Raw genomic sequence first — 19,427 nt, 5'->3', positions numbered from 1 at the left:
CCATGGAGACGTTGGGTTTTGATGGTCAGCACCGAGTGGCGTACGGTGATGAGCAGATTGCTTTCACGTTGCGGCGGCAAACCACACGCGTGGTTTCGCGGGTTGCCATCCACGTTGAGCCGAATGGATGCGTGCAGGTCGACGCGCCACCGTCAACCTCGCTGGCCGACGTGCTGGCGGCGGTGCGCAAGCGCTCGCGCTGGATCAGTCAGCATGTCGCTGCTGCCAAGGCACGGATGGCGCATGTGCTGCCGCGCCAGTATGTGAGTGGAGAGTCCATCCACTACCTTGGCAAGCGGTATCGGCTCAAGGTTGTGGTTGAACCGGCGAGCGCTGCCGAGGCAAAGTTGCGTGGGGCGTTTGTGGTGGTGAATGTGCCTGGCCACGACGTCGATCAGATCCGCGCGTCTATCGACGCCTGGTATCGCGAGCGGGCTCGCGAGGTCTTCGCAGCGCGCCTGAAAGTCGTTGCGGAGCCATTGAGATGGGTTCGCCAGCTGCCGCCGTTTCGCTTGCAGTTCATGACCCGTCAATGGGGTAGCTGCTCTCCATCGGGCCGATTGACCCTCAACCCTTGGCTGGTGGCTGCACCGCGCGAGGCCATCGACTACGTGTTGCTTCACGAGCTTTGCCACCTGAAGCATCACAACCACGGCAGTGCCTTCTACCGAGCCTTGACGCGGCATTGTCCCGAGTGGGAGCGGATCAAGGTCCGTCTGGATAATCAGGCAGAGGTCTTTCTCCGCAGGTAGTACCTTTTAGTCAGCTTAGGTGAGCCGCTCGCACAGGCGACCTAGAAAAGCCAATGGTTGTTGCGAACAGCAGTGGCCGCAACCGGGCCGCGTTGCGGTTCCAAGCGGGATTCGCCATCCATCACGGGAAGGTATGCATGTCCTGCGATTCAGCTGAGCGCGGCTGCCTGGATAGGGCGATGGAACTCCAGCGCCTGACGGCCTGCGTTTGCCAGTCGCCGCCAGTCCGCGCCCAGAGACGAGGCTTCGCGCCAAGCATCCTGAAGGTGCTTTAGTCGACCTTGTTGAGAATGCCATTCGATCAACGACGCGGCTTGTTCTAAATCCAGGGCTTCGGCTTCTCGCGGGGCCGCCGACTTCTCGCCGAGGCCGATGATTTTGTGAACTGCGAAGCGCGCCGGATCAGGGAGGTTGACCGCGAAGGCACCGGTCTTCGCAAAGACGACTCCGCGTGTCTTGCGTTCAAGCAGGAACTCCATGTAGTTCATCGGGGCAAGAGAGGGCCGCAGGCCTTGCAAGTGGGGCATGTGATGGGCTACGGCAATAGGCGCAAGCATCTTGATGCGCAAGCCGGGCTCCCCACGCGCGCTAGCCTGCGCTCTGGCACGAGTCGACAGCTCCCGGATCGGGAGATTGCCTGTCTCCAGCGACACCAACGTTTCTCTTGCTGGAAGATCCAAATCGCTTGGAAGCGCGACGCAGACGTCTTGAACCGCTCGCCAGCAAAGGGCGCTGTTCGCTTCGTTGAACGCTTTCCAGCTGATCCCGAGCATGTTGCCTAGCGCTACGAAGGCATGCGCGCCAATCAGTACGGCGCCTGATCGGAAGAGTCCGTAGCTGGCCAGCTTTTGTAGGATCCGAAAGTGCCTTTCCGGCAAGCTGCTACAGCCCAGCGCCATGCAGGCCTGCGCGCGCCGCGAAAGTGCAGCGATACGCTCCGAGACTTGAGCATGCTCGTAATCTTTGATCAGGCTCTGAACACGTTCAGAGTCGGGGCCGACATAGACCGACCGTCCCCCGCCGTCGGCGTCTCTGAAATTGAAGTAGATGTAAGTCCGGCCCTTGATCTGACGCCGATGAAACGAGCCGCGCAGCGTATTGAACCGGGCTTGCTCGACAGCCTGGACCATGTCGTAGAGCTCGGCGTACGAGGTCTGCGCGCCAAGGGCGAGGTCAGAGAAGGACCGCGTGGTTACCATACGGAAGCTACGTTTGTATGGTAGTTCCCGTTTTTGAGGGCTGCGCTGCTTGCGGACCAAGCTGAGGGATGAATTGCGGCACCTGCGGCGGGCATATGGGGTGTTGGATTTCGCGCCTCAATTGGCGGTGTCAGCGGCCAAGGGTTCGTCCAACCACCGCGAAGATCGCCGCCCGCGTGAGTGGCATGCGATCCAGCCTGAGGATCTTGGCCTTCAGCTCCGGGATCCGCTGGTAGAGCTGGGGCAGCCTGAGGTGGCGAACGCCTTGCATCTCGAACATCTCCAGCGCGACCTGGCGAACTTGGTGAGCGAACTGCCGGTCCCGCGAATCCCAGTCCACGCGGGCCTGCGGCACGCGAATCGGCCGAGCCATCTTGGCGGTGTTTTCGGCCAACCAGTCGCGGTCGTTGCGATAGAGCCAGGCGTACGCTGCCGGCTCAGCCATGCGCGCGGCCTTCACGCCAGACAGAGGGTTCGCTGCCGTAGTCTGCGTCCAGACATTGCGGTTGCGATGCCTAGCGTTCTCGAAGCCAGCCTGACGCCAGGTCTCATGCAGGCCCACCTCGGTCCTTAGAAGGGTCGTCACCGTCTGAAGCGAGACCTCGCCGTAAGCCGCAGCCTCTTCCTTGGCGACGCCCTTGCGCAGCAGCGCGATGAGGCAGCCCCTCAAGTCGCCCTTGAGCAACTTCGGCCGCCGCGGAGTGGCCAAGCCGGCGGCGGCGGCCCACACCATGCCCGTGGTCGTGTCGATGCCCACCTCCTTGGCGGCCGCCGATGTCGAGCTCCCAGAGTTGATCAGATCTACCAGGCGGGCGCGGCGCGGGTCATCTTGCAGCTGCGCCGTGGACTCCGGCGCCGGTGCGGCGGTGCCGGTCGAGCCGCTTGTCGTCTCCATGCGGGCCAGTAGATCCTCGAGGTCGTCGAACAACCAGGCTGCGAGCGCCAACCGCCTCAACGGATGAACACTGGCCGAGCGGGCCGAGATTTGCCGGGCGATCTCGGCGTAGGCCTCATCGCTAGACGCGGGCAATTGCCCCATCTGCTCCAAGTCGAGCAACGGTCTCAGGAACTCTGCGTATGCCTCGCCGGCGGCAACGCGCCTAAGCCGCTGCGCAGCACCCGCCAGCAGGCCTCGGTTCCCCAACGCAGCACGAAATGTTTGGCCTATCAGGTGGGCGGACAGCAGCAGACCTGGCTTGGCCACCAGGCCTGCAACCATACGTGCGAGTTGTGTGACGCTGGGTGGCGGCGGCGCGGATGGTGCGGGCAAGAACTGCGACGGCGTCGGCAAGAGCCAGCCGAACCTGCTGATCCCAGTCGCCTTGAGGTCTGAAGACTGCAACCAGCCTCCGTGGCGACTGCAGATCCAGACACCTGGCAGTTGGTGCTCACGATGCCAGTACGGCGTGATGTGCTGCAGGGTGTCCTCCTGCATGCAAGCACGGCACGCCTTCAGCGGGTGGTTGGCCCTGAACCGACTGGTGAGCAAGCCGAGCTGGAATTTCAGCCGACCGGATGAGCTCTGCGCCGCGGCGCTGCTGGTCGCGTCGACCATCTCTGGGCTGGCGAAGCGCAGGTAGAGAGGAAGCAGGGTGTGCTCCTCCACGATGCTCGCCGCCGTGCCCAGCGCGTCGCCAGCGACGGAAAGGAAGTGGTCGAGTCGCGCGGGAAAGTCGTGGGCGCAGCCTTGCCTCGGATGCCCGAAGAGCTGACGGCATGTTGTCGAAGGCAGCTTGTTGCCGCTGGCCACGTGATATCGACTGCACAGGCTGAAAAGGGTCTCGTCGGGTAGCCAGCGTTGCGGCAAGCCGGGCTGAAAGGAGTCCAGCGTCGCCACCACAGCTCCCATACGTTCGCGTTATCGAACGCGCCGGATGTGAATCCCGGTCTTTGCCGCTTTACGGTGCAGCGCGGCGTCGCGCATCGCCTGGGCCTGCAAGGCCTCTCTCACAGATCTCTCGATCTGCCAGGCGCCCACACCGACCAGGAGGATGGAGAAGCCGCCCCACATAAGGGTGAAGAACGATCCTCCACTGGTCAGCCCAGCGCTAAAGACGCAGATGCAGAAGCACGCCAGCACCAACATGCTGATGCCGAAATGCCGGCGACGACGGGCGACGGCCGGCGTTATGACTTCCAGCGCTTCGCCCAACGCGCCGCGATCGGCGTCTGCCTGGTTGCCGCTGTGCCGGCGCAGCTCATCTTTTCCTGCCCGGTCGATCAGCGAGGCGCCAGTGGCCAGCAGCGCGATGGCCGCCGCACACGTCAGAAGGATGGCGGCCGGTCCGACGCGTCCTGCCAGCAGTCCCAGGGCAGCGATGCAGGCGCTGGCCATTGCCATCAGCGAGGTGCCCACGATGCGCCTGCGGCGGGCCGCTTCCTCGGTGCGCGTGTCTGGAGGTGATGCCACCACGTCGTACAGCGCTTCGTCCAGAAGCGCATCGATCGAACCCAGGGCCTCCTTTTCCACAGACGGCATCGATCAGGCCGCCATGAAGAGGGTCTCGCTGAGCGCGACCTCATCGATTTGCTCTTGCGACGCGAACTTGAGGTACAGGTGCTTCACGATGATGGCCTTCTTTTCTGGCGTCAGCGTGATGTCGCGGGACCGAGCCCAGGCGTCCACTCGGTCCGAGATGGCCAAGGACAGCTCCCAGTTGAGCAGCCGGCCAGCAGCCGTGACGCCCGGCTCACCGGTGAGCACCTTTAGCACATCGAATCCATGCGCTCCCAGTTCAAGCAAGCGCTCCGCCCCCAGCGACGACTGGTCTGTTTCGATCATGCCGACAGCGCTGCGGCTCACCTTCAGCAAATCAGCGAGCTGCTGTTGCTTGAGCTTCAATCGCTTGCGCTCGGCTGCGAGACGAAATCCGAACATGTATGCGCATCCTTGGAAGATCCGACCATTGTCTACAAAAAGCGACGCAAGACAAGATCCATGAATAATGTCAGCTAAATTGACAAATGGCGCCATGACTGCGACGATCTGAGCATGACAACCCTTCGGACCCCCGTCGAAGCGCGTGCCTGGCTTCAGCGCCACGGCGTGACGATCAGTGAGTGGGCACGCGCCAATGGCTTCAAGCCGGCGGTGGTCGCGGCGCTGCTAGCGGGCAGGTCTCAGGGCAACTGGGGTGAAGCGCACCAAGCCGCCGTCGCGCTGGGGTTGCGTTCGCCGCCCGCTGAAGGCGAGGAGCATCCTCTGGCAAGTGCGCTCCGCGCACCATCGCGCGTGCCAGCCCCTGCTCACGCCACAAGGAGCGCCTCATGAATTGAACCCACAACCAAGAATCCGTGGGACAAAAGCACCACGCCCCTGAACCTCGCCAAAGGTTCAGGGGCGTGTTTGGAATGTGCGAGCAGACTTTGGTAAGCGCCTGCCTGTACTTTCTGACAAAGCGCCCTTTCTGTCAATCCGGCCCCGTGGGGCCGGACGCGCTGTCGTGCTGTCCCCATCCTCGTCCTGCCGGCCTACGGCCGGCATCTGGAGACAGCGATGGCAGAACTGAAATTATCGGAAGCAAGGCTCACTGAAATCCTTCGGCGTCAGGACCCGCCCGCGTTCGGCGCAGGCTACGAGCCGTCGCTCAAGGCATGTCGCGAGGAGGCTCCGTCGGGATCGCGCTTTGCGACGGTCTGGTCGGAGTTGCTCGGACGGGAGGTACACACTTTGTCCACGCCGGAGCGGGCCTTCCTGTCGGTTCTCTTGTATTGCGAATGCGGCCTCTTTGAACTGCAAGAGCAGCGCATGCTGCCGTTCGCGCCAGCGGCGCATCCGCTTGAAGGACATCCCCGGGCCATCGGCCTGCCGCTCAAACGATTCCGCGGCACACTCAAAGTTGCCGACGAACTGCATCATCTTTCGTTCCATCCCTTCGTCACGCTGAAAGACGATGACGGCGGTCGTGATGTTCCTGGCTGCTGGGTTGGAGACTACCTTGGCTTCTTCGTTGATGCGCACGGGGCCTTCTGTCGGAACTTCAACATCAAGGCGACCCGCGCTGCGTTCACCGTGCCGAGCTACGGTGTAACGGTCAAGACCAAGTTGTCGCAGGCCACGGCGCGCAACACGGCGCGGCACGAGGTGGAAAAGCAGCTTTACGCGGATATTGAGATCCGCACCATCGAAGTCGCCACAGAGGAGATCCCGCCGATCCTCGTCGCCAACCTCCTGGAGTTGCTGCGGTGGCAAAAGCACCGCCACGCGCTGACGTCAGAGCAGGAGCGGGCCGTGCTCGACGCTTTCAACGAGGGCCTCGAGGTTGGCGCTTCGCCGCTGGAAGTGATGGGGGCCGTCGGGCTCGATCAACGCATCACCATGTACGACCAGAGGATTGTCCTGATGCAGGGAATCTTCAAGAGAAGGGTGCGTCTCGACCTCTTCGATAGCCACATCTTTATTGACAAGTCCATGGTCCCGGAACAGCAGGACGTGAAGGAGGTGTTTGGTCATTGGTTCCGGAGGGAAGCATGAGCATCGTTGCCGGAACACCCATCGTCGCGCCAAAGGGCTTCAAGAACCTCGCTGCCGGCGTCGTCTACTATTTCCTTCGAAGCAGTCCCAAGACCGAGCAAGTCACGCTGGTGGACTTCGTCATCCGGCCACCGAAGCAGGTGGTCCACGCCACGGCAAAGATCCCGAAGCGGACGGTCGCGCAGTTGCCGCTGCCCGTGCTAACGCGCCTGCCGCGCAGCGACTGGGAGGATGCCATTTGGGCCGGAAAGGTTCTGCCTGGCGAGAGAAAGCCGATGCCACCTTGGCTAGAAGGGCTCGACGGACTGGACCTTGTCGCGATAGACGCTGCGCGTAAGGAGCCGGCGAGGTCCCATCAGGATCGGATCGATGAGAAGCTTTTCAGCATCCACGCGATGGTCAACGACGTCGAAGAGATCCTGGACAGCGACGAACCCGAGAAGATCATCAATCGCCATGCTCGACTCCAGGTTCCGCCTCAGAACGAGACGCGGCTGCGACTCACCTTCTTCGTGTACGTCGCCTTCGGTCGCAACCGAAACGCCCTGCATTACCCGACCCATCGGATCGGTCACTGGGACCGTCTAAGCGACGAGCATGCCAATGACGCCAAGCGAGGCGCTCCAGGCAGCAAGGGCGCCGAGCACGGCTACAACGTGACCTCCGAGATGGTCGAGAAGATCAAGAACTCGTATGTGCGTCACGCAGGAGTGGGCGTTACAGACGAGGTGATCTACGGTGACGCTCTGAAGGACGACTTCGGCTGCAAGACGCGGTGGGTCACAAAGGGGCACGAGCGGGCGCTCCAGTATTTCCACCCTCGCGGCGAGCCCTTCCCGCAGAAGGGTGCCTACTTCTATCACGTCAACAAGCACTTTCGGCCGCATCTGGTGCAGGCGACGCGTCTCGGCGGCAACCGCGCACGCTCGAAGATCAAGCCGTTCCTCGGCACGTTCACCGAATCCGCCTGGAACCTCCTGCAGCGCGTCGAGGCAGATGCGTACTTTGTGCTCGATCTTCCACGTGGCTACATCGAGGGCAGTGATCTGCCGCCGCTGGCCGTCGTCGTGTGCCGGGACACCACTTCCGGCAAGAAGGTCGGGATCGGCTTCAGCCAAGGCAGAGAGACAGGGGCCGCTTATCGGATGGCCAAGTTCTGCATGGCCATTGGGCTTGAGGCATTTGCACTCCTGCTGGGCCTCAGGATCAAGGACACTAGCAAGGGGCTGTCGCCCCACGACATTACTGACAGAGGGCCTGGCGCGACGTCCACGGCGCAGTCGCGTGATCCCGCTCTGCGGCCGGTGATCCGCGAGGGGACGCAGTCGTACAGCGGGCAGGCCAAGGCCATCGTGGAGACCTCGAATCCAAAGACCCCCTCCAATGACGAAGCACCTTCCTTCCGAAGGTCCGGGGAGACAGTGATCGAGCTGGCCCGCCGCGAACTGGGCAAGCTCATCGAGTTCAACGAGACCACCAACGTCGCGAGTCGGGTCGATCCAGAGCTCGAACACAAGGTGCCCAGGCTGAGCCCGAATGGCATTTGGGAGGCGCTAGATTCGGTGGGACGTAACGATGCGGTGCTGGTCGCCTTTGAGGATGCCGTGCGCGCATATCTCGAACTCGTCCCGGCGGTGCTGAACCTCGGCGGCCTGATGGTCGCGGGCCGCAAGTACCACTCGAAGGCAGAGCCCTTTCAGGAGGCGCTGGGTTCCGTGGCGGAGAAGCAGGAGACGGACGTTAAGGTCTACGTGCTGACCTGCTGCATTCGGCATGTTTGGTTTGAATGGAATCATCGCCTGATCCAGCTCGATGTGAGGTACCCCATCGCGGTGTCCCGGCTGGTGCAAGACATGTCGCTGGCCGAGGCGTTGGAATATCACCAGCACATGGCGGCGCGCATCGCGGCCCATGACGACCATCGACGCGCGGCCCACGCCCACATCGCCGAGGACTTCCAGGCGCAGACCGGTATGTCGCTGAACTCCGGCACGCGCACGCCTGGCCGACCCAAGCGCGGGGGCGCCGCCGCCCGTCAGGAGGCCAAGGAGGCGAAGGAGATCGCAGCGGGACGGAGGGCCGCATGAGATGCGCCGACGCTTCGACGTGGACCAGGCCGTATGAAGACGCGCTTCAGCCGGGCGTGATCAAGGAGCGCGGGGAGACCCGCGGAAGTGCGCTGGGAGATCTCACCGCACTGGACATTGAAGGAGCCTGTTTCGCCATGGATATGGCGCTCAAGGCGGTCGTCCTTGTCACCGAACAGGGAGAAGCGATCATCAGGAGTCAGATCCAGCGGGCGCTGGCGCATGCCAAGGCGGTCTACAAGGATCCACACGCCGCGCTGAAGGCTACGTACCACGGCTTGGCGGCGGATGATGGTGTCGTGCCGACGGTCATCACGGGGCCAGCTGGGGCCGGGAAGTCGGCGATGCGGACCGCTCTCAAGAGGACGCTGGTCGAACAGGAAATGATCCGCATCGACGAGACGCATCCACCCGTTCCACATGTCGCGTTCGCCGAGTGCGTCGTCAAACAGCAGTCGAGCATGACGGGCGTCCTACGCAGGCTGGCCAGCCCGGAGATTGCGGCCGGGCAAGTCAAGGTCAGCCAAGCGGAGATGCCCGCTCAATGCTCGAAGTGGCTCCGGATTTGCGGCACGTGCTTGTTCGGTGTGGACGAGACACAGTTCATAGCCCAGTCCGAAGGCGCCTCCACGCTGGTCACCAAGGTCCTGCTGGGGCTCTCGGAGTTGCAGGTTCCGTGGTTCGTCATCTGCAACTATTCGCTGATCTGGAAGCTGCGTAACCGTCGACCCGCTGAGGCACAGCAGCGGCTGCTCGCGGACCCGGTCGTCCTACTGCCTGATGCGCCGCAGTCGGTGGATTGGCAGCGTCTGCTCGAGGAATACCAGGTGGTCCTTGGACCTACGGCTGGGTTCAAGCTGATGGACCATCCCGTCGACCTGTGGAACTACTGCGCTGGCCTGAAGCGCAAGCTGCGCTCGCTGTTGGTGTTGGCCTATCGAAAAGCTCGTTCAGACGGCGTCAGCGTGATGCTGTGGGATCACGTGATCAAGGCCTTTGAATCAGACAAGTACTCCGTTGCCCGAGCAGACGTCAACCGCCTCATCGCTTGCGCAGGGCAGTCCGGAGATCTGCGTCAGGACTTGCAGTGCCCATTCGACGGGCCCGAGATCCGGAGCAAGACGGAGGTGTACGCCGCCAAGCTTCGCGAAGCACGGCAGGGGACGGTCTCGAACGCCGCAATCCGCGCCTCGATGAATGCGCAGGAGCGCCGTGCGGTCGAGGCGATTGAGAAGGCCGTGGAGCCGCCCGCACCTTCCGGGAAGGTCGTGCAACTCGAGCGTCCGAAGAGGCAGCGGCGGACGCTGGACAGCCTGCTCGAAGCGGGACAGGATTTCATGGCCAGTCGACCCAATAAATCAGGTGCGAAGCCCTAGTTCATTGCCGAAGCGGCGACAAGCCGGCCCCTGCCTTCGCGCAGTACCGCAGGGGATGGTTGGCATTGCCCTGAATTTCAGTAATAAGGAAACGGAGCTTGAGCAGGCATATGGACTACTCGTTCAACAACCTATCCGCGCACATCAGTACTTCAGCGAAGCTGCCTAGCGCATCCATGACCCTTCCACGACCGCTCGATTCAGAGGGTGAGCTCGCGCTAGGTCATCTCGGTCGGGTCCGAAAGTGGTGCGGAATATCCGGCTCCCTAGAACACACAACCATTTCCATCCAGAGGAGTGTGTCGGCTCGCCTCGGCGTTGCCATGAGCTGGCCCAGCGCGATAGCGCATGGATGCGAGATCGATGCGCACGACTATGTCGCCAGGCACTCGATGCTTCCGTTCAGCGAGTGCGTTGACAGCGTAAACCAGCCCGAGTGCATCCACGCTTATGGCTGGCCCGAGTCGTTCCACGGTAGCCTGCTCGCCGCGCCCATGAAGCAGGCGGTGTTCTGTCGCCGCTGCGTTGAAGATCAGCTAGAGCAGCGCTCCTTTGCGGTGTGGCGAAGACTAGATCACCTGCCGTATCGATTCAGATGCGCGGTGCACGACATCCCGTTGTCGCGTGCACTCAATAGCGGCGCCCATGCAGAAGATCCGGCTGTGATTCTCGAGTCTGGCAGGTGGGTGCCCGTTGCGGCTCAGGCTGAATGGCAGGAATCAGAGGCTGTGCAGCGACTGGACTCGATCTCAGAAGCGCTGTTGCATGCTGGCGTCAGGTGGCCGCGCCATCGGGTGTGGGCGCGACTGAGACAACGCGCCAAGCGACGTGCCCTCCGCCTGACGCAAAAATCCAGCGGCGAACTGTTGTCGGACGAGATTTGCAAGACATTCCCGTCCAGCTTCTTGACTGACAGATTCCCGAGCTTTCGCAAGAAAGTTCGCGGTCGTTACATCGGGGCGGTCGACGGGGTGATCTCCGACAAGTATCAAGCCCTTTCGCCGCACCTCAGCTTGGCCCTCGCCGTGCTGTACCCGTCGGCAAAGAGCGCGCTGCGTGATCTCAGCACACCCGTTTGATCAGAGTGCGGAGAATCAAGCAAGATGAAAGCGACTGACGCCCGGGCTGAGCTCGTGGCATACCTGCGGCACCTGCTCGAGCAGAGCGGCGACGCGGAGGAGTTGACCCGTTTCGACGTGGATGCCTGGGTCGGCCTCTGGATCAAGGAGCCATTGCAAGAACTTGGTGGCTTGGCGCCAGAACGCGCTCTTCGCAGCGCATCTGGGCGGCGCCGAGTGCGAGCCCTGCTGGAACGGATGCGTGGCGGGCTGCCGGGCTAAAGGCTGCCGGCGTCGCCAATGCAAGCCACGGCCGGCAGTTCAACGCGCGCCGGACGGCATGCTCAAACATCACATCCCTTCTGATTGATAGTTGTAGGCATTGGCCAGCACAGGGTAACGCTACGGCTCCTCAGCGCCCTGATCTTCACTGGCATTTGCAGTTGGAGGGAGCTTGCCAAGGCCGGCCGGATCACGCAGGATCCGCTCGGCTAACTCGTGCACCTCAATGGCCGCGAGTTCACATGCCGGGGACCGGTCTGAGCATGGATCTGCGCCCTTGTGAAGGCAATGACGATTGAAGCGATCCAGTTTCATCGCGCCCGGCGGATGCCATAGGTCGCGGACCCACCGACTCAGGAGTGGGTCAAGTGCAGCCAAACTTCGTATGACGCCGAGTCATCGCCAGCCCATCCACAAATTTGATGACTGCGTACTGCGCGGCCCTGGCTTTCCGAGTCGCCCGCAGCAATACTGAACGCTCGCTTGTATTGAGAATGCCCCTGTTACCTCATCGAACAGGGCTCAGGCGATGGTGTTCGAGGCCCTGCATTGTGCGAGGGTGGGAGGGGAGCCCAATGTCTTTGGTTTCGCTCTGGTTCGGCAATCAAAGTCATCCCCTTCTCGCCAGATTCCGTGTACGCGCCGGTTGGCCTTGCACGGAGTGCCTGGAGCTTGAGGCGCGATGGAGCTGAATCCCGCGGCTGCCTGCCGGGCCGGGTTGGCCGGGGGCGGGCCAGGCAGCCATGGCCCTCAGGCTCGCGATACTTCGAGTGCTGAAGGCCCATCGGATCAACGCGCCCCTGCTGGAAGTTCCTTTGGTCCTGTGGTTCCAAAGGTGTCAAAACCCAGTGGCGGGGGATCCATCCGGGGCATGGGCGAGCGCGTGGAAGCCAACCCAGCGAACGGATCTTGCCGCCTCGAACTGCCATTGCATTTGCCTGAAGGTCGGGTCGACCTCGGCACCAACCTGACGCTCTCGTACAGCTCGGGTGGTGGCGATGGGCCATTTGGGCTGGGTTGGTCGCTGTCGGTGCCACAGGTGACCCGGCGCACTGATCGGGGTGTCCCGACGTACGGCTTGGGCGACCATCCAGACACCTTTCAACTCACAGGTGAAGATGATCTTGTACCTTGGGAAGAGGTGCAAGCTGACGGTTCGTCCTCTGCCCATCTCACCACGTTTGAGCGCTGGCGCATTCGAAGGTACCGCCCGCGGAACGAGCGCTTCGCGGCTCGCGTCGAGCACTGGTCTGACATGACCATTGGGCGTGACCCTGGGCATTGGCGCGTAACGAGCCGAGAGAACGTCACCTATCTGTATGGTTTCGACGGCGAAGCGCGAATTGCAGATCCTGCAGACCCAAGCCGGGTTGTCACGTGGCTTTTGCAGGAGGTGCGCGACGACCGCGGGAATGTGGCCATCTATCGATACAAAGCGGAGGACGGTGCGGGAGTCGACCCCAAGGCTGTGCACGAGCTGCAGCGCTGGCAGCAAGGTCGATTCGTCGCCACGGCGCAGCGCTACCTGAAGCGCGTGCTGTACGCGAATCGAGAACCTCAGGGCGTTGACCGAGGCAACCGCTTCAATCCGCTTCATTGGCAGATCGCTGAACCTCGGGCCGAGCATTGGTGTTACGAGCTAGTGTTCGACTATGGCGAGCACGACGAGGCCGATCCTTCGCCGCTGGAGCTGTCAACTTGGAAACTCCGCACTGATGGGGTGTCCTCGTACCGATGTGGCTTCGAAATCCGCACGCTGCGCCAATGCCATCGCGCGCTGGTGTTCCACCGACTGCCCGGAAAGGCGGCCGTTGGGATTGAGCCGGCGGCCCAAGCGCGGCTCGAGTGCGTGCGCGAGCATCACTTCAAGTACCGATCTGCAAGCCCGCTCGATGATGCGGGCCTGGGCTTCCTCGAAAGTGTCGACGTGCTGGGGATCGGTCGGGATTCACTAGGGAAGACTTACCGCGAGCCCGACAGCGCCTTGCCACCCGTGCGCTTCGACTACAGCCGTGTCCGCGATCCTGTTCTACTCCCAGCCGCAGATGTGACCGGTCCACTCCCGCGTGGCATGGACTCCAGTTGGTCCCGATGGATCGATCTGAATGGTGAAGGCCTGCCAGGGCTGTTGTGGGAAGGGACATCTGCTTGGCGGTTTCGCGCCAATCTTAGTGACGGCGGCTCTTCCGGCATGACGCTTGCCAGCGAGCCCGAAGTCGCGAAGGTTGAATTCGCGCCTCCAACTCAACTTCCCACCGTGCCACAAGCGGCCAGGGCAGGCCCTGGCGCCTACCTCCTGTCTGACGTTGATGCCGATGGGCGCCTCGACCTGGTTGCCACGGGTGACAGAGATGTGGGCTTCTGTGCCCGTGATGGGGGCGGTAACACTTGGGGAGACTTCCACGCGTTCCGGCAGGTACCGTCAAGCGTTCGAAGCGACCCTCGCGCACGTTGGGTGGACCTAACCGGCGACGGACTACCCGACATTCTCATCACTCGAGCGGACGAACTTGTTTGGTTGCACTCGCTGGGCTCGGAGGGTTACGCAGCCGCCGTCCGGCGGCTGGAGGTGCCTCGCGAACCCTTAGGTGGGCCTCCTGCAGTTTTCGCGGATGGCACGGAGACCCTGTTCATTGCCGACATGTCTGGCGACGGTTTGCCAGACCTGGTCCGCATCCGCAACGGCAGCGTGGTGTACTGGCCCAGCCTGGGTTACGGGCGATTCGGACTGCCGGTGGTGATGTCGGACTGCCCGCTGCTGGACCACGCTCAGCAGTTCGACCCGAAGCGCCTTCGGCTCGCCGACATCGACGGTTCAGGGACCACCGATCTTTTGTACCTGCGAGCAGACCGAATTGATGTCTATGCCAACGTGGCCGGCAACCGCTGGGTCAGCAAGCCGCCATTGAGGCTGTTGCCGCAGTGGACGCCCGGCGCTTCCGTGGAAGTTGTCGATCTCATGGGCAACGGTACGGCCTGTGTGGTGTGGTCCGGTCCATCGTCAGGGGGCAAGCCCGAGAGCCTGAGAGTTCTGGATCTCACCGGTGGCGTCAAGCCGCACTTGCTAACCGTCATGGACAACGGACATGGCGGCCGCACCACGATCGACTACACCACCTCGGCTCGCGAGTACCTCCGAGACAAGCTCAGCGGCAAGCCTTGGCACACCCGAGTTCCCGTTCCGGTTCAGGTGGTCAGCCGCATCACCCGCGCTGACGACCATGCGGGCACGCAACGTATCACGCGCTACCAGTACCACCATGGGCATTACGACGGCCGCGAGCGCGAGTTCCGAGGTTTTGCATTCGTCGAAGAGTGGAACGCGGAGTCGGCTGGCGCACCAGGACCAAAGAAGCCGCAGGACGACCAGCCTCCACGCTTGACCAAGCACTGGTTTCACACCGGAGCCCAGCTTCCGGACGACTTGGCTCGCCGTTTGGCCGCGGACTACTGGACCGATGACACCGAGAACAGGAGGCTCAGCCTTGACCCTGGCACGCTGCGCCTGATCGACACCCCAACGCTGACTGGCGTCGCTCCGCAAGACCAGCTCGACGCCGTTCGCGCGTTGGCCGGTAGGCCCCTGCGTGAAGAGGTCTATGGCCTCGATGGCAGCGCTGATCAGGGCATGCCGTTCATCATTCGCGAGTTCAGCCATGGCTTGCGGGTCCTACAGGCACGCAAGGGCAGGCAGGCTGCGGCCGTGCAGGTGCTGGAGGATCAGCAACTCGACTGCGTGATCGAGCGCGGCGACGCCACCCTCTTGACCAAGCCTAGTGCCGAGCGTGCGCCCCAGCAACCGCGCATTCAGCACACCCTGGCCTTGGCACACGACGCGCTGGGCTTTGTGGGTCGCCGCGCCACCGTGGCCTATGGGCATCTGCGGCAAGCAGGCACTGCACAGGGCCGAACATGGGTGACGCTTGAAGACCGGCAGTTTCATCACTTCGACGACCTGGCGAACCAGTTCCGTACTGGCACTCCCACGGCGGAGCAACGCCAGTCTGTATTGGCTCCGCTGGCATGGACGGGTGAACTGTGGAGCGCGGACAGACTGCGCCATGCCCTGGCTGACGCAACCCGGGCGAGTCCTGGCACTAAGCCTTCAGAAACTGCGGCCAATCAGATTCAACTGATCGAAGCCCGTTATTTCGAATACTGGGCTGACTCAGTGGGCACTGAGAAGCCAGCCCCTCTCGGTACCGCCTCGGCAAGGGCGCTGCTTCGCCGGGAAATCCGACTGGTGTTCACCGCCGACATGCTGGCTGCAACGCTGGGCGCGCAGCGCCTGAACGGTATCGACCTGTCCAAGGAGGGCGGCTATGTCCACAGCCAGACGTTGCAGCCGAAAGATCCACCGCCCTCACTGCCCCCTGACGCCTGGTGGGCACCATCGCCGGCAGTGACTTACGACCGCTCGCGGTTCCTACTGGCAAAGGAGCAGCGGGACCCATTCGGCAACACCACAAGCTTTGCATTCGATGATCATGCGCTGCACCTGGCCCAGGTGACCGATCCATACGCGAACAAAACCGTCGTCGAGACTGACTACCGAGCGCTGGCCCCCCGCCTGATCACCGACGCCAACCTCAATCGCACTGCCTTCCGGTTCGATGCCAATGCCCGCCTGCTGGCCATGGCACTGCTGGGGAAAGAAGGCTCCGATGAGGGCGACAGCGAGGAGTCCCCGACGGCCGAGTTCAGCTACCAGCTCAGAACTCCCGGCCAACCGATGATGGCCCGGTCTCGCGAGCGAGAGCAGCATCGTGCGGCCGACACGCGCTGGCGCGACATCATCACCTACACCGACGGCTCCGGGCGCGAGATCCTGCGCAAGATGCGCGCCGAGCCAGGCCTGGTGTCGGTGCGCGATCAGTCGGACGCCTTGGTGCTCGACGGGCAGGGCCGTCCCTCAGAGGCATTCGCGCAGGAGCGCTGGGTGGGCAGCGGGCGGGTGGTCTACAACGACAAGGGCAACCCCGTCCGTCAGTACGAGCCATACTTCGCTACCCACAGCGGCTTTGAGTCGGACGCGGCGGTTCGGCAGTGGGGCGTGAGCCCCATCATGACCTACGACGCCATGGACCGCCTGATGCGCACCGACCAGCCGGACGGTAGCCGGCAACAGGTGGCATACCTCACCTGGAGCCAGGAGCACTGGGACGCAGGCGACCTGGTCACGCTCTCTGGTTGGAAGCCACAAGACACTCAAGCGCAGTCGAACGCCGACGATGCCAAGCGCCTGAAGCGCTGCGCAGACCTGTCCGCACGCTACGCCGCCACGCCCGAACTGCGCTTGCTTGACGCCCTGGGTCGCGTTTGCGAGGTGAACGAAAACGACGGCCGCAACTTCCCCCGCATCGCACGGCAGACGCTGGATGCGCTGGGCAACGTGCTGGCCATCCAGGACGCTGACGGCCTCTACCTCAGCACCACACGCTTCGACCTGCTGAAGCGCCCGATGCATGACACCTCGGCTGCGGCCGGAAATACCTCGGTGCTGCATGCCAGCGACGGCACGGTGATGCGCCGATGGACGGCGCGTGGCCATCGCATGCGCCATGTGTACGACCGCCTGCGTCGTCAGACTCACCACTTCGTGCTTGACGCGGCCGGCGACCCGCCTGATGCCACTGCTCCGCCGCTCGAGCCTGCACCGGGCACGGAGGCGCAGGACGAGCCCGGTGGCTTCTTCGACTTCCTGTCGGCCATGGTTTCCTCTGTCGAAGTGGATGACGATGGCCCCGCGCCGCGGCGGGAGGGCGAGCGCCTGGTTCATCGTGTCTTCCACGGTGAATCCGTCAGCGACCCGAAGACCGCGCGCAAGCTCAACCTGATGGGCAAGGTGCGCCGCGAATTCGACGGTGCCGGCCTGCAGACCTTCAGCTACGACTTCAAGGGCAACCGCACCGAGACCGCACGTCGGCTCAGGCGCGTCTACCGCTGGCAGCCCGACTGGAAGCCGCTGGCCAGCGAGACACTGGATGCCGACAGCGCCCCCAACCAGGTGCTGGACGAACTGGAAAGCACCACCTACCGCATCGCGCAGACCTACGACGCCCTGGCGCGCGTGGTGCAGGAGCGCCACCCAGACGGCACCGAAGTCCGCCCCCAGTACGGCGACGGCGGCCTGCTCGACGCCATAAGCGCCCGGCCCCGTGGCCAGGGCGGCTGGCAACCCGTGGTGTTGAACATCGACTACAACGCCCGCGGCCAGCGCATGCAGGTGGCCTGGGGCAACGGCGTGCTCAGCCGCTATGCGTATGACCCGCTGCGCTTTCGCCTGCGTGAGCTGAAGAGCTGGCGCAAGCAGGGCGGCGAGGGCCGGCCGCTGCTGCACCACCGCTACTTCCACGATGTGGCCGGCAACATCGTCGAGATCACCGACGAATCCGACCCCACGCACTTCTACAAGGGCCACACCGAGCCCGGCGGCCAACTCTTTGAGTACGACGCGCTGTACCAACTCACCCGCGCCGAAGGGCGTGAACTGCCTGCGCTCCCGCCGGATGCCAGCGACCCCTTGGGCAGCCGCCTGCCGCACCGGGCAGACCTGCAGGCGCTGGCCCGCTACACCGAAGATTTCGGCTACGACCGCGAGGGCAACCTCACTGCTCTCCGGCATGAGTGGAAAGGCGCGCGCCCAGCCGTCTGGACCCGCGCCCACAGTCACGAGGCGGGCAGCAATCGCTTGACCCGCAGCGTGGCCTCGGGCTCACCGGCGGTGAACTATGCCTATGACGCCGGCGGCAACCTGCTGTCCATGCCGCACCTGCCGCAGATGCGCTGGGATGTCGAAGGCCGCCTTGCCTCCGTGGACCGCGCAGCCGGTGCGCGGGTGTGGATGAGCTACGACGCCCAAGGGCAGCGCGTACGCAAGGTGCATCGCCACGGCCAGCGGGTGGAAGAGCGCATCTATCTAGGCCCGTATGAGATCTATCGCCGCCGCCGCGCGGGCTCGGCCACCGTGCGCGTGGAGCGCAGCACCTCGCACTTGATGGACGGGACGCAGCGCGTTGCGATGCTCGAGACCTTGACGCGAGACGACGGCGATGCGGTCAGCAGCCCAACACCTCGCTGGCGATACCAGCTCAATGACCATCTCGGCTCAGGCTGCATCGAACTGGACGAGACGGCGAAGCTGATCTCGTTTGAGGAGTTCCATGCCTTCGGTACCACGGCGGTTGCCGCCCAAGGGTTTGGCGAGGTTTCCGGTCGACGGTATCGATACACGGGCAAGGAGCGGGACGAAGAGACAGGGTTGAACTATCACGGCGCCCGATACATGGCGCCTTGGCTGGCTCGATGGATCAGTCCCGACCCGGCTGGGCGGGTGGACGGGGTGAACGTCTATGCCTACGTTCGAAACAACCCGGTGAGGCATGTCGATCGCCAGGGGCAATGGGCAGAGGACCTCGCCATTGGCCTGCCGTCTCTGGTGATGGGCGTCTACAGCTTGGTTGACAACGTCAAGCAGGGCAACGTCAAGGATGCGGTCATCGACACGATCGGCGTCGTTGCGGACGCGGCTGCGATCGCATTGCCAGGTGTTCCAGGTGGTGCGGGCTACGCAGTCAAGGCCACCAGGGCCGTCGAAGTCCTGCAGAAGGTTGACAAGGCGGCCCAAGCTTACTCGGCTGCCGAATCCGCCTACAAGAACGGTTCAGAGGCTGTTGAGAAGTTCTCCGCTGGTGACACTTCGAGTGCAGTGAATTCAGCGGGTTGGAGCCTCCTCGCAGTAGCGGGAGGTCTCCTAAGCGCAAAGAGCAAATCACAGCCAACTGGGCCAAAGGCTCTCGGCGTGAAAGATGTGAAGGACGATTTCGCCAAGGCTAGGAAGAGCGAGTACGGTTCGTACACAAACACGCATCAGTCTGGAAAGAAATATGCTGGAAAGGGTTCATTGGATCGCGCCAAAGTTTCGGCGCGAGAGAAAGAGAAGCTATACGACGATCCAATCGTAAGTATCGACCACACGCCTGCGGAGTCCCAAGCTCAGCAGAGTTTTGATGAGGCACTGCGCATCCACGAAATTGGTGGCAAGAGCAGTCCATCGAACTACAACAAGATAGAAACGGGAAAGAAAATTGAGCCGGACCTGTATGCAGGCTTTATAAGCCTAATGAAGTGGGACCGCTAAGCCGCCTTCGATGAGCTATTCCCCAGAATTGAACTCGTTTTGCCGACCTGTATCGACTT

The 19,427-nt window shown here is 63.0% G+C and carries 12 protein-coding genes; 8 read left to right on the top strand and 4 right to left on the bottom strand.

Annotation, left to right across the window (positions count from 1 at the left end; genetic code table 11):
• Positions 1-2 precede the first annotated feature (2 nt).
• Positions 3-752, top strand: a complete 750-nt coding sequence (locus QT382_RS11390) for a M48 family metallopeptidase (protein ID WP_289254151.1) — start codon at positions 3-5, stop codon at positions 750-752.
• 149 nt (positions 753-901) lie between these two features.
• Here QT382_RS11390 and QT382_RS11385 read toward each other — a convergent pair whose 3' ends face one another.
• The 4 genes from QT382_RS11385 to QT382_RS11370 all read right to left on the bottom strand — a co-directional run bounded on the left by QT382_RS11385 (position 902) and on the right by QT382_RS11370 (position 4,829).
• The gene (locus QT382_RS11385; RefSeq protein WP_289254150.1) at positions 902-2,011 is read right to left on the bottom strand and encodes a GSU2403 family nucleotidyltransferase fold protein; all 1,110 of its coding nucleotides are present in this window, start codon (positions 2,009-2,011) and stop codon (positions 902-904) included.
• A gap of 70 nt (positions 2,012-2,081) precedes the next feature.
• Positions 2,082-3,788: a TnsD family Tn7-like transposition protein gene (locus QT382_RS11380; RefSeq protein ID WP_289254149.1), complete on the bottom strand. Its 1,707-nt coding sequence runs from the start codon at positions 3,786-3,788 to the stop codon at positions 2,082-2,084.
• A gap of 21 nt (positions 3,789-3,809) precedes the next feature.
• The gene (locus QT382_RS11375) at positions 3,810-4,430 is read right to left on the bottom strand and encodes a hypothetical protein (RefSeq protein WP_289254148.1); all 621 of its coding nucleotides are present in this window, start codon (positions 4,428-4,430) and stop codon (positions 3,810-3,812) included.
• A gap of 3 nt (positions 4,431-4,433) precedes the next feature.
• A complete protein-coding gene (locus QT382_RS11370; RefSeq protein WP_289254147.1) occupies positions 4,434-4,829 on the bottom strand; it encodes a helix-turn-helix domain-containing protein in 396 nt (131 codons plus the stop codon).
• A gap of 114 nt (positions 4,830-4,943) precedes the next feature.
• Here QT382_RS11370 and QT382_RS21080 point away from each other — a divergent pair, with 114 nt between their 5' ends.
• From QT382_RS21080 to QT382_RS11340, 7 genes are all read left to right on the top strand, one after another.
• Positions 4,944-5,222 (top strand): DNA-binding protein, encoded by a 279-nt coding sequence (locus tag QT382_RS21080; RefSeq protein ID WP_353957268.1) that lies wholly within the window; start codon positions 4,944-4,946, stop codon positions 5,220-5,222.
• Between the two features lie 225 nt (positions 5,223-5,447).
• Entirely contained in the window at positions 5,448-6,425 is a 978-nt protein-coding gene (locus QT382_RS11365; protein ID WP_289254146.1) for a PDDEXK family nuclease, read from the top strand.
• Positions 6,422-8,512 carry a hypothetical protein gene (locus QT382_RS11360; protein WP_289254145.1) on the top strand — a complete coding sequence of 697 codons (2,091 nt, stop codon included), beginning with the start codon at positions 6,422-6,424 and terminating at the stop codon, positions 8,510-8,512. Before QT382_RS11365 ends, QT382_RS11360 begins: the two co-directional genes overlap by 4 nt.
• The gene (locus tag QT382_RS11355; protein ID WP_289254144.1) at positions 8,509-9,888 is read left to right on the top strand and encodes a P-loop NTPase family protein; all 1,380 of its coding nucleotides are present in this window, start codon (positions 8,509-8,511) and stop codon (positions 9,886-9,888) included. The genes QT382_RS11360 and QT382_RS11355 overlap by 4 nt, the downstream gene beginning before the upstream one ends.
• 323 nt (positions 9,889-10,211) lie before the next feature.
• Positions 10,212-10,967 carry a hypothetical protein gene (locus tag QT382_RS11350; RefSeq protein ID WP_289254143.1) on the top strand — a complete coding sequence of 252 codons (756 nt, stop codon included), beginning with the start codon at positions 10,212-10,214 and terminating at the stop codon, positions 10,965-10,967.
• Between the two features lie 24 nt (positions 10,968-10,991).
• On the top strand, positions 10,992-11,228 hold the full coding sequence (locus QT382_RS11345; protein WP_289254142.1) for an MbcA/ParS/Xre antitoxin family protein: 237 nt from the start codon (positions 10,992-10,994) through the stop codon (positions 11,226-11,228).
• A gap of 871 nt (positions 11,229-12,099) precedes the next feature.
• Positions 12,100-19,368, top strand: a complete 7,269-nt coding sequence (locus QT382_RS11340; protein WP_289254141.1) for a SpvB/TcaC N-terminal domain-containing protein — start codon at positions 12,100-12,102, stop codon at positions 19,366-19,368.
• Positions 19,369-19,427 lie beyond the last annotated feature (59 nt).

The organism is Pelomonas sp. SE-A7, assembly GCF_030345705.1.
Lineage (GTDB): Bacteria > Pseudomonadota > Gammaproteobacteria > Burkholderiales > Burkholderiaceae_C > JAUASW01.
Note: the sequence above shows the minus strand (reverse complement) of the source record. Positions and strands in the feature narration are given on the sequence as shown.

What these genes read in the sequence shown, in the direction of transcription:
- QT382_RS11365 (WP_289254146.1), top strand. Translation starts at nt 5,448, where the DNA reads ATGGCAGAACTGAAATTATCGGAAGCAAGGCTCACTGAAATCCTTCGG.
- QT382_RS11340 (WP_289254141.1), top strand. Translation starts at nt 12,100, where the DNA reads ATGGGCGAGCGCGTGGAAGCCAACCCAGCGAACGGATCTTGCCGCCTC.
- QT382_RS11355 (WP_289254144.1), top strand. Translation starts at nt 8,509, where the DNA reads ATGAGATGCGCCGACGCTTCGACGTGGACCAGGCCGTATGAAGACGCG.
- QT382_RS11375 (WP_289254148.1), bottom strand. Translation starts at nt 4,430, where the DNA reads ATGCCGTCTGTGGAAAAGGAGGCCCTGGGTTCGATCGATGCGCTTCTG.
- QT382_RS11360 (WP_289254145.1), top strand. Translation starts at nt 6,422, where the DNA reads ATGAGCATCGTTGCCGGAACACCCATCGTCGCGCCAAAGGGCTTCAAG.
- QT382_RS11390 (WP_289254151.1), top strand. Translation starts at nt 3, where the DNA reads ATGGAGACGTTGGGTTTTGATGGTCAGCACCGAGTGGCGTACGGTGAT.
- QT382_RS21080 (WP_353957268.1), top strand. Translation starts at nt 4,944, where the DNA reads ATGACAACCCTTCGGACCCCCGTCGAAGCGCGTGCCTGGCTTCAGCGC.
- QT382_RS11370 (WP_289254147.1), bottom strand. Translation starts at nt 4,829, where the DNA reads ATGTTCGGATTTCGTCTCGCAGCCGAGCGCAAGCGATTGAAGCTCAAG.
- QT382_RS11350 (WP_289254143.1), top strand. Translation starts at nt 10,212, where the DNA reads ATGAGCTGGCCCAGCGCGATAGCGCATGGATGCGAGATCGATGCGCAC.
- QT382_RS11345 (WP_289254142.1), top strand. Translation starts at nt 10,992, where the DNA reads ATGAAAGCGACTGACGCCCGGGCTGAGCTCGTGGCATACCTGCGGCAC.